Genomic DNA, 10,001 nt, shown 5'->3' on the forward strand with positions numbered 1-10,001 from the left:
GTTATCGAATCCGGGGACGTGGGCGTGGTCGACGGTGCGTGGCGACGGAACACATATAAGGCTAAACTCGCCTATATCCGGCTATGTCACGCACAGCACTGGTCGGCAACATCACGGCGATGCTGGAGGACGCGGGGTTTCTCGTCAGCGACCGGTGTTCGGTTCGACCCAAGAGTTTCGACCTTGCGGCGCGGCGCGGCGAGGACCTCGTGCTCTTGAAAATCCTCGGCAACATCGACGCCTTCACCGGCGAAACGGGTGCCGAGCTCCGTCGGCTGGGCGACTACCTGTCGGCGACCCCGATGGTGATCGGCCTGCGAACCCGGAACCAGGATCTCGAACCCGGCGTCGTCTACTTCCGCCACGGCGTCCCGGTGTTCAACCCCGATACGGCCTACGATCTGTTCATCGAGCAGGTCCCACCGCTCATCTACGCGGCCCCCGGCGGCCTCTACGTGAGTATCGACGGCGACCTACTGGCCGACGAGCGCGAGGAGCGCGGCTGGAGTCTGGGTCGACTTGCCACTGAACTCGGGGTTTCGCGGCGCACAGTGTCCAAATACGAAGACGGAATGAACGCCTCGATCGAGGTCGCCATCCAGCTCGAAGAGCTGTTCAACCAGCCCTTCTCGAACCCGGTCTCCGTGTTCGACGGGGCCGAGGGAGTTCGAGACGCCGACCCGATCCCCGACGGCCCGGAGGTCGACCCCGACGACAAACACGTGCTGGCGGCGTTAACGAACGCGGGGTTCGATGTCCATCCGACCAACCGCTCGCCATTTAAAGCCGTCAGCGAGGACAGCGATTCGCGTGAGCGGACGGTGCTGACGGGTCACTCCTCGTTCACGCCGAGTGCCGAAAAACGCGCGCGGTTGATGAGTTCGATCGGCAAGGTCACCGAAACGCGGTCGATCTACTTCACGACTGATCGTGTCAACCGCGAGTCGGTCGACGGAACGGCCATCGTCTCCTGCGAGGAACTGGCTGCGATCGACGACCCCGACCGTATTCGCGAGTTGATCCACGAGCGGGCGGCCGATCCGGACGAGTAGTTCGACTTAGGCGTAGTGGGCTTCGAGGTGGGCGACGATATCGTCGCTTTCGGCCATACCGTCGGCGCCGTGTTCCTCGTCGATAAGGACTGGGACGCCGGTCTGACCGCTTACCTCCTCGACTTCGGTGCGCTCGCTGTGTGCACGCGGGACCTTCCGGGACTCGTATTCGAGGTCGAGTCCGTCGAGTTTATTGATCACTTTCGCACAGTACGGACAGCCGGGCAGTTCGTACAGGATGAGGTTTGCCATCACGATTAGTAGGACCGCAATACAAAAGAACCCCGTGATCCTGTGCGCTACGGTCACACACCCGTCTACACGCTCATGTCGACCACGACCTGTTCGGAGTCGGCCCCGTCGACACGCTCCAGCGAGTCGATGCCGGTAATTTCGAACCGAGCGCCGCCCTCATCGCTCTCGTTGGCGCTAATCTCCCACCCGTGGGCGGTGATGATCTCCTTGCAGATGCTGAGCCCGAGGCCCGTTCCCGTGTCGCTCGTCGAGTAGCCGCTGTCGAACACGCTCGACCGCTCGCCAGCGGGAATCCCACAGCCGCTGTCGGCTATAAAAACCCCCGAGTCGTCGACGAGCGGGCCGACGCGGATCGTCATCTCCGGCTCCTCGGTTTCTGCCGTCTCTGCCGTCTCTGTTGTCTCTGCCGTCTCTGTTGTCTCTGTCGACCCCTGTTCGATACTGTTGTCGGGCTGTGTCTGGCTGCTTGTCGAGCCGTGCTCGATACTGTTCCGAAACAGGTTTTCGAACACGTGTCGCAGCCGGCCACGGTCTGCCTCAACCGTGATCGGTGTCTCGACTTCGAGCGCTGTCTGGTCCGTTTCGACGACCGACCAGGCTTTTTCGCAGAGCGTTCCGAGTTCGACCTGCTCGGTTGTGTCGACGGTTTTGCCTTCTCTGGCCAGCGTGAGTGTGTCCTTGATGATGGCGTCCATCCGCTCGTGGGCGGTGGCGATCTGGTCGAGCTGCTCGAGCTGCTCGCCCCCGTCGCTCTCGTGTTCCTTGCGGACGAGTGTGAGCCATACCTCGGCAACGTGCAGGGGGTTTCGAAGGTCGTGTGAGACGATGTTTGCGAACTGCTCCAGGCGGTCTCGCTCGCGTTTCAGGGCATCTGTTTGGCTCTCCAACTGGTCGACGACCTCCTGTCGTTCGATCGCCCACGCTTCGAACACGCCCATCACCACGCCAACCAGTGCGCCCAGGCTTCCAGCCCATCGGACGGTACCGACGGCGAAATGCACCGAGAGAACGCTCGTTGGCATCGAACCAACTGCTAGCCAGCTGATTAGTATCACGCCCGTCGCTCCGCCGCCCAGACTCCAGGCCCCGAGCCGCCGATAGCGATCTTCCGGGAGATCGTTGTTTGTGAGCCAGTGGCCCATATACACCAGCCCGCCGATAAACGCCAGGCTCGACACCACACCGATAAAATAGCCGTTCGGTAGCGTGATCGGATACAGCCCGGCGCTCAGCAGTTCGCCTGCAAGCACCAGTGCGAACAGTAACCCTGCTCCCGAAACCATCGCGGGCAGTTGATTCGCTACCTGTCGACACTCGGACATCGTTGTGTTCGTACCTACGAATTTAGCCCCTGTATAAAAACAGTATTGAATCCTAACAATAACCGCGGTTTCGGTATCTCCTGGTTCAGTCGAACGCCGACAGGGCACCGACTGGGGCGTCGGTCAGCTCACGCGCCCGCGACATGCCGGTCGTCCCGACCGCGATGAGCGCGAACACGCCAGCGATGGGGGCGTCAGCCTGGCGGGCGATATCCAACAGGAGTTCCTGGGTTTCGCCCGACCGAATCAGGTCGTCGACGATCAACACCGAGTCGCCAGCCGAGAGCGCGCAGGCGGGTAGGTAGTAGGTGAGTTCGATTCCCGACGCGAGCCGTTGTCGGGATTCGATGAACTCCTCGACGGCTGTCTCTTTGGATTTCTTCGCGTAGGCCAGCCGGGCATCGAAGTAGGAGGCCATCGCCGCGCCCGTCGTAATGCCGTCGGTGGCGGCGGTCAGTACCACGTCGGGGTGTTCGAAGCCGAAGCTGTTGGCGGCGACGGGCGCGACGAGATTGAGAAACGACTGGTCGAAGACGACCGCCGAGTTGTCGACGTACCCCTCGTCGTCGAACGTTACCCGCGCCTGCAACTCGTCAGCCAGCGCCTCGCGGCCGATCCCCTCGACGACGTCACGGGCTCGTTCGGTGCCGGGCAGTACATGACCGTTGACGTACCGGTTGAGATCGCCCGCCGGGAGTCCTGTCACCTCGGAGAGCTCTTCGTAGGTCCGGGTCTCTTTGAGCATCCGCAGGACTGCCACGGCCTGCAGTTGGAGGGCGGCCTTCTCTGCTCTGTTCATAACTAAATCGTCGCTGTTGTGCAAGTATGAATATGTCGATACCTATATCTGCAAATACACACACACACATGAACAGATACGGTTGCTCCGTTGTTGGTGAGGGGCATCGTTCATCGAGTGGCCCATCGCAAGCTTCCTCGGCGCTGCTCTCATCGCCGTCGACGGTCGACAGTTGTGGTCTCTGTGGCTCGAGGCGCCTCGAACGGTTGTATTTCACCGTTCCGACAGGTACCGTATAGCCGGTGCCTATCTGGGATTCTGTTCGTTCACAACATACCCACGACCGGTACACTGGCTCGGGACCGTCTCGATTCCGTCCCTCTGGCTGTTGCTCTACATCGTCGTGGCTACCGGAATGCCGTGGGGAGGTCTCTCAGCCATCGGGCTCGTGTCCGTTTGCATCCATTGGCGCTGGCAGCTACGCGGGTAGCCTCTACACCCACGCAATCGGCTCTCCATACGGCAACGTCTCGCTTCCACTCGTTGTCCCCGCACTCGTCCCTGCAGTCGTCTACACCGCCCCGGTCGACATCGTCGTCGACACCGATTTTTGGACATGGCCCCACCTGCTCGTTCCGGTCGTTTCAAGAGCTGTTGGGCTCGCCGCCGCCCTCCAGTTCGTCGAGCGGGGATATCGACAGCACGATGATCCAGTCGACTGGGAACGGACCGTCTTTCCGGCCGGGTTTCGGCTCATCGACGAGACGCAGCTTTCGCAGACCCGATACGGACCGACTGCGGGAGTCTCATTCAACCCACGAACAACGTTCCAGGGTTCTTTTCGACTGAACCCCCGCGGCTGGCTCGGTGCGGTCGTCTTCGTTGCGCCCCTGGTGGCGCTGTCGCTCCACGGGGAGACACTGGATAGTGATCGTGCGTTCAGTGGGATCATGACCGTGGGAGTGGGGCTTGTGATCCATTTCGGGCTCCGCCTCGAAGGCGACGGCGGGAAGACAACAGACCAACAGGACTGACCGCCTACCGCTCGCGAACCACGACGAACTCGGCGAGATCCCTGAGATAGGCTTTGGCGTCGGTGTCGTCGACGCCGGTTCGATCGAGCGCCTCCAACGCGAGATCTGACTGTGTACGGGCGCGAGCATCGCCTTCTTCGGGGGTGAGGTCGGTCACCTGCACCAGCGAGGGCCGGTCCATCACCTCGTCCTGTCCGGCCGGTTTGCCGAGGTCGTCGGCGTCGCCGGTTGCATCGAGCACGTCGTCGCGTATTTGAAAGGCGACGCCGACCCGTTCGGCGTACTCACCGAAGGCCTCGACGGTGGCGGCATCGGCTTTTCCGGCGACTGCGCCCAGTTCTGCGGCGGCGCGGAACAGCGCACCCGTCTTCCGGCGGGCGAGCGTCATATACTCGGCTTCGGTGGTGGGTCGGTCGACCAGCTCGGTCGCCTCGCCCTCACCGAGTTCGACCATGGATTCGGCGACGATCCGCGTCGCCCGCTCGCTGCCGAGAAAGAGGCCGAACGCCTCGCCGAGCAGGCCGTCGCTGGCGATGATCGCCGGGCCATAGCCGTGGGCGGCCCACGCGCTGGGTGTCCCACGGCGGACTTCTGAGCGGTCGATGATGTCATCGATAACGAGCGAAGCGTTGTGGACCAGCTCGATACCCGCCGCGAAGTCGACCGCGTCTTCGGGCTCGCCACCGAGGGCTTCGCAGACGAGCAGCGTGACTGCCGGTCGGACACGTTTGCCGCCCGCGAGGACGACGCCGTCGAGCTGGTCGGCCAGCTCGTCGGGATCGGTTGCCTCGATAACCGATTCGAGCTGGCTGTTGACCAGCCCGACTCGACGCTCCAAATACTCCATCTGCCTGTTGTAGGAACTCTCGGCGCAAGTAGGTGACGGAACCACCGTTAGTCTGATTTCTCGTCCTCGTCGACCGTCGAGCCGTCAAGCGCATCGATGTGGGGCAATGAAATGAGGTTCTCGCGACCGATCCGGAGCTTTTCGATCTGGCCGTCGTCAGCCATCGACGACAGCTGCTGTGAAACCTTGGCGTCGGACCACTTGGTTTCGGTGACGATATCGGCTTGGCGCATCCGGCCGCCGTTGCGTTCGAGCAGCCGAATCACCCGCTCGTCGTCGGCCAGAAGCGAGAGGTCCTCGGCTGGCTCGGGGTCGGTCGACGATTCGCTCGCTGGCTCGCTCGAGATGTCGGTCGACGATGAGTCGGCTTTCGACTCCTCGGAATCACTGCCGCCGTTGGTCCCGACCTCGCCGGTTGCGCTGGCGGCGGTGGAACCCCCGCCGGAGGAGTCATTGCCGCTGCTGGTGTCCATCGTTGACCCATCCACCTCGTCGTCGGTCTGTCGGCGAAGTAACAGTGCGCCGCCGATGATTGACACCGCGATCACGGTCGCCGCCACGAGCAGTTCCCACGAGGGGCCCGTAGAGGGTTCGAGGATGATTCCGATGTGGTCGTCGGACTCAAACGTGTGGGGACCTGTCACAACGACTGTGTTATCCGAGAAGCCGACATTAGCGCTCGTAATCGAATAGCCTGGTGGGGTAGTGATCCGAAGCTCCTGGTCATCACTGAGCGTCGACAGCCACGTCTCGTTGTCTCCGGTTTTAAGCGTCTCGTCGAACAGAAGCGTTTCGTTGTCCGCTTCGAGGAACTCGACCCAGGTAAACGAGAGTTTGAGCGTGCCGACGTCGCCCTGAACGCTACTGGACCGGTCGACGTTTTCGACCGACATCTCACGGTCGGTTTGCTCGCTGGCGAGCCGCACGAGGTTTTCGTACAACGAGAGATCGGGGCCTGCAGTGACCGCTCCGGCCTCGTACTCCTCGCCCATTTCCTGAAACGCCTCCTGCTCGCTTTCGTTGTCGAGTTCATACTCGGTGGTCACCGTCCAGTCGGCGCTCCGATCGGCTTGGAGATTGATCGCAAACACCGTCGACGCCTCGGTCGAGTCGCCTTGGAACTGGGCCACAGCGGGATGGTCGGTCGTCTCTATTGACGGTGTGCCCAACTGGTCAACCGTGTGGCTTTCACCGTCCGTAACGGCAATCCCTCCGGCTGCTCCGGCCGGGATGACACCCAGTGTGAGGAGGGCGACGAGAACGACAGAGAGCACGACAGACCGCATTACTGGCATCTCACAGCCGTCGGGGAAAACGCTTTCTATCAGTACGATCCGTCTGACAAACGACGCCGTTCCATACGAAACCTGTCAGTTTCGGTCGCCGCAGATGCCAGCCTGGTGACGGTCAGTCGACTCCGTTGCGAGTCTCTGTGTTTGTTTGTTGATTCTACTCGACGATCATCTTGCGGAGCGATTCGATGCCGCCGGTCGAACTCAGCAGTGACTGGTCGAGCTTGTCGAGAATCGCTTTCTGGTTGAGGTAGCTCGCAAACGCGAGAATGGTCGGCGGCCACAGGCCGACGAACAGCCCGCGCGTTTTGTTGCCTTTGAGATAGAACTGGTGCCAGGCCAACAGCACCGAGGCTCCTGATGCAAGCAGTGCGATGTCTGCGCCGCGTTTTCCAGCCATCGCCTCTGTGTTTTCCGAATCCCCGCCGGATTGTACTACCGTGCCGCTGTCGGATTCTGATTTCAGTAGCGCCATGCACCCGATATTCGGCCGCTCACCGTAAGAACATTCTTGGTGGCTAACATGAGTGTCGACACAACGAACGTATTCGTCTGACCGATTACGGCGCGTCTTCCGGGACGTGACTGTGGCCGCAGTTGGGACACTCGACTTCTTCGGCGCGGAGTTTGGCGCTCTGCTGGCGGACGTCTCGCATCACCGAGGAGATCCGTTCTTCGGCGTTGAGTTCGTCGTCGACCGCGAGGTCGACGCCCTCGACCTCCAGGAGGAACTTGGCGACCTCGGTGACCTCGTACATGAGGTCATCGAGCTCTTCGGCCGTGAAAAACCCCGACATGGCCCCGTACAGAAACGTCGAGCCAGCTTTGGTCACCTTGCCTTCGAACGACGAGCGGGCCTGATTGACCGCCTGGGGTGTGTAGGTGTCGGTCATAAAGGGAATCAAACGTGGAAGGTTCTCACCGATTTTGGTCATCTCGACGCCGGTTTCGGTCCGGAAATCCGCACAGAGGCGGGCGATCGCCCACTCGCGAGCGGTGATGTAGGTTCGATCCCGCAGGAACTCGTTGACCCGGTCGTACTGTGCGCCGTCCATCTTGGTGAACCGTTGGTACTTCCGGACGTCCGCTGGGACTGTGGGTTGCTGGCTATCATTGGTTGGTTCGTCGTCCCTGTCGCCGACTGCCTCATCGGTCTCGTCGTCCCTTTGTTCCGGACCGGCCGCCGAGTCGGCCCGGTCGGCGGGATCGGGTGCGGCGTTGTCGTCCATACCCACGGTCCGAACGGCCACCTCAAAAGGGTTGTCGTGGCCTCGTGCGGCGCTCACCGAAGGTCGGTCGACTGACAACGTTTTTGAGCCGGCGCTCCAAGGCGTGAGTATATGAAGGTCCTACTTGGTATCGGCGGCACAGATGGCTCGGTCGACGCGCTCGACCGCACCGTCGAGCGGGCGGTCGAGGCGGGCGACGAGCTGACTGTCGCCATCGTCGAGTCCGAGGGTACCGACGCGAGCCGCGACGGGCTCGAAGCCCGCGTCGAAAGCGCCGCCTCCGAGGCGGAGCTGTCGGTCGACGTTCGTCACGTCGAAGGCAATCCGGGCAGTTCGCTGGTCGATATCGCCGAATCGGAGGCGTTCGACGAGATCGTCCTCGGCGGGAGTACGACCAGTCCGATGGGCAAGATCAAGATCAATCAGACCGCCGAGTTCGTCCTGTTGAACTCGCACGTGACGGTGACGCTCGTCCGATGAACACTGACCGTCGCTACCCCGAGGCGGTTTCGGGACCGTTCGAGGTGCCGCCCGTCGAGTTCGTCGACCGCGAGGACCGAGAGATTGAGATCCGCCCCTACGATGGCTCCGAGACCGAGTACGAATCACTCGTCGAGATGTACACCGCGTTCGATCCCGCCGATCGCGCCCAGGGTATTCCGCCTGGCAGAGAGTCGCGTGTGCGGACCTGGCTTGACGGTATTCTCTCCGAGGACTGTCTGAACGTGATCGCGTGGGATGGTGAGACTGCTGCGGGCCACTCGACGCTGGTTCCAGATAACAGTGACTACGAGCTGGCGATTTTCGTCCTCCAAGACTACCAAGAGGCAGGCATCGGAACCCACCTTATCGAGTCACTTCTCGGCCACGGCGAAAGTCACGACATCAAGAATGTCTGGCTCACTGTCGAACGCTGGAACCATCCGGCAGTGTCGCTGTACAAAAAGGTCGGCTTCGAGACGACCGGGGCCGAGAGCTTCGAACTCGAGATGGCGATCCGGCTGGGCGAAGACGGCTGAGTTCAGACCGACAAGACCGGCTGACTCGCGTACAACAGGACGTACTCGGCGGCCTTTTCCAACACGTCACTCGACGCGTCAGCAGTCGGCTCGCGCGGGACAACGATGAAATCCGCATTGAGCTGTTCGGCCGTATCAAGTACGACGCCGCCGGGATGGAGCGTTTTAACCGCCGTCGAAAAGCCAGCGGCGATCGAGGTGGTGAGATCGACGTCGACGTCAGCCGCAAGCTCGCTCACGGCATCGCTGAACGCTTTGGTGTCGTCGGCGACATCGCCCTCTGCGACCGCTCCACGGTCGATCGCCCGGACCGTTGTCTCTCCGAGTACGTAGAGCGCGTGTACTGCCGCGCCGTACTGGTCGGCGATTGCGACCGCGTACTCGACGGCAGTCCGTGACTCCTCGCTTCCGTCGATGGGGACGACCACGAGGTCGACTTCGAGTTCCGCCATACGTGGTCGTCGAACGGAGTCCTGAAAAACGCTCCCCTCTATTCCGCTCGCCAGGATGTCGCCCTTTATCCCACATGGGGACGAACCACGAGCCATGTTCGAGACGATCGTGATTGCAACCGATGGCTCCGACAGCGTCAGCCGGGCGGTCTCGGTGGCGCTCGATCTCGCCGAGCGGTTCGATGCGACAGTTCACGCGCTGTCGATTATCGATGCCAGCGAGGTCGACTCCTCGCCCGAGGTGGTTCGAAGCCAGCTCCGTGAGGCACTCGCCGAACAGGCCGACGACGCGCTGGCGGCGATCTCCGATTCGACCGACCAACCGGTCACGACCGCCGTCCGCGAGGGCCGACCCGCTGTCGAGATCAGCACCTACGCCCGTGAGGTCGACGCCGACGTCGTCGCCACTGGCACCCGGGGTCGACACGGCGAAAACCGGTTTCTGATCGGCAGCGTGGCCGAACGCGTCGTTCGAACCTGCCCTGTTCCGGTGCTCACCGTTCGGCAGTTGGAAGACGCCGGGGACGCCGAAGCCGACGCAGCCGCTTGAGACCTGAGTAGTTAGTAGCTACTCCGAGTAGCCACCAACTACCACGGTCTCCACTGGTCAAACTACCACAATTTCAACTGATTAAACTACCACAATTTCAACTGATTAAACTACCACAATTTCAACTGATTAAACTACCACAATTTCAACTGATTAAACTACCACAATTTCAACTGATTAAACTACCACAATTTCAACTGATTAAACTAC

At 61.5% G+C, this 10,001-nt stretch carries 13 protein-coding genes; 5 read left to right on the plus strand and 8 right to left on the minus strand.

Annotation, left to right across the window (positions count from 1 at the left end; all coding sequences use genetic code 11):
- The first annotated feature begins 83 nt into the window (after positions 1 to 83).
- Complete coding sequence (locus tag O2S87_RS10975) at positions 84 to 1,052, plus strand: transcriptional regulator (protein ID WP_475408832.1); 969 nt, start codon at positions 84 to 86, stop codon at positions 1,050 to 1,052.
- Between the two features lie 6 nt (positions 1,053 to 1,058).
- On the opposite strand, the gene O2S87_RS10980 is transcribed toward O2S87_RS10975, so the two are convergent.
- The 3 genes from O2S87_RS10980 to O2S87_RS10990 form a co-directional block, all read right to left on the minus strand.
- A complete protein-coding gene (locus O2S87_RS10980) occupies positions 1,059 to 1,304 on the minus strand; it encodes a glutathione S-transferase N-terminal domain-containing protein (protein ID WP_475408833.1) in 246 nt (81 codons plus the stop codon).
- 65 nt (positions 1,305 to 1,369) lie between these two features.
- Complete coding sequence (locus O2S87_RS10985; protein ID WP_475408834.1) at positions 1,370 to 2,629, minus strand: sensor histidine kinase; 1,260 nt, start codon at positions 2,627 to 2,629, stop codon at positions 1,370 to 1,372.
- A gap of 85 nt (positions 2,630 to 2,714) precedes the next feature.
- Positions 2,715 to 3,428, minus strand: coding sequence for a phosphoribosyltransferase family protein (locus O2S87_RS10990; protein ID WP_475408835.1), 714 nt, complete (start codon positions 3,426 to 3,428; stop codon positions 2,715 to 2,717).
- 242 nt (positions 3,429 to 3,670) lie between these two features.
- Between O2S87_RS10990 and O2S87_RS10995 the strand changes: the two genes are divergently transcribed.
- Positions 3,671 to 4,402 (plus strand): hypothetical protein, encoded by a 732-nt coding sequence (locus O2S87_RS10995; RefSeq protein ID WP_475408836.1) that lies wholly within the window; start codon positions 3,671 to 3,673, stop codon positions 4,400 to 4,402.
- 4 nt (positions 4,403 to 4,406) lie between these two features.
- Here O2S87_RS10995 and O2S87_RS11000 read toward each other — a convergent pair whose 3' ends face one another.
- The 4 genes from O2S87_RS11000 to O2S87_RS11015 form a co-directional block, all read right to left on the minus strand.
- On the minus strand, positions 4,407 to 5,249 hold the full coding sequence (locus tag O2S87_RS11000; RefSeq protein WP_475408837.1) for a polyprenyl synthetase family protein: 843 nt from the start codon (positions 5,247 to 5,249) through the stop codon (positions 4,407 to 4,409).
- A 47-nt stretch (positions 5,250 to 5,296) separates the two neighbouring features.
- Positions 5,297 to 6,535 carry a helix-turn-helix transcriptional regulator gene (locus O2S87_RS11005; protein WP_475408838.1) on the minus strand — a complete coding sequence of 413 codons (1,239 nt, stop codon included), beginning with the start codon at positions 6,533 to 6,535 and terminating at the stop codon, positions 5,297 to 5,299.
- 163 nt (positions 6,536 to 6,698) lie between these two features.
- The gene (locus O2S87_RS11010) at positions 6,699 to 7,016 is read right to left on the minus strand and encodes a hypothetical protein (protein ID WP_475408839.1); all 318 of its coding nucleotides are present in this window, start codon (positions 7,014 to 7,016) and stop codon (positions 6,699 to 6,701) included.
- 85 nt (positions 7,017 to 7,101) lie between these two features.
- Positions 7,102 to 7,770, minus strand: coding sequence for a DUF5806 family protein (locus O2S87_RS11015; RefSeq protein WP_475408840.1), 669 nt, complete (start codon positions 7,768 to 7,770; stop codon positions 7,102 to 7,104).
- A gap of 111 nt (positions 7,771 to 7,881) precedes the next feature.
- Between O2S87_RS11015 and O2S87_RS11020 the strand changes: the two genes are divergently transcribed.
- Positions 7,882 to 8,250 carry a universal stress protein gene (locus O2S87_RS11020; RefSeq protein ID WP_475408841.1) on the plus strand — a complete coding sequence of 123 codons (369 nt, stop codon included), beginning with the start codon at positions 7,882 to 7,884 and terminating at the stop codon, positions 8,248 to 8,250.
- A complete protein-coding gene (locus tag O2S87_RS11025; RefSeq protein ID WP_475408842.1) occupies positions 8,247 to 8,789 on the plus strand; it encodes an N-acetyltransferase family protein in 543 nt (180 codons plus the stop codon). The genes O2S87_RS11020 and O2S87_RS11025 overlap by 4 nt, the downstream gene beginning before the upstream one ends.
- Positions 8,790 to 8,791: 2 nt before the next feature.
- Here O2S87_RS11025 and O2S87_RS11030 read toward each other — a convergent pair whose 3' ends face one another.
- Positions 8,792 to 9,241, minus strand: coding sequence for a universal stress protein (locus O2S87_RS11030; protein WP_475408843.1), 450 nt, complete (start codon positions 9,239 to 9,241; stop codon positions 8,792 to 8,794).
- Positions 9,242 to 9,335: 94 nt separating this feature from the next.
- Between O2S87_RS11030 and O2S87_RS11035 the strand changes: the two genes are divergently transcribed.
- Positions 9,336 to 9,791, plus strand: a complete 456-nt coding sequence (locus O2S87_RS11035) for a universal stress protein (RefSeq protein ID WP_475408844.1) — start codon at positions 9,336 to 9,338, stop codon at positions 9,789 to 9,791.
- Positions 9,792 to 10,001 lie beyond the last annotated feature (210 nt).

It is taken from the genome of Halohasta sp. A2 (assembly GCF_056175805.1).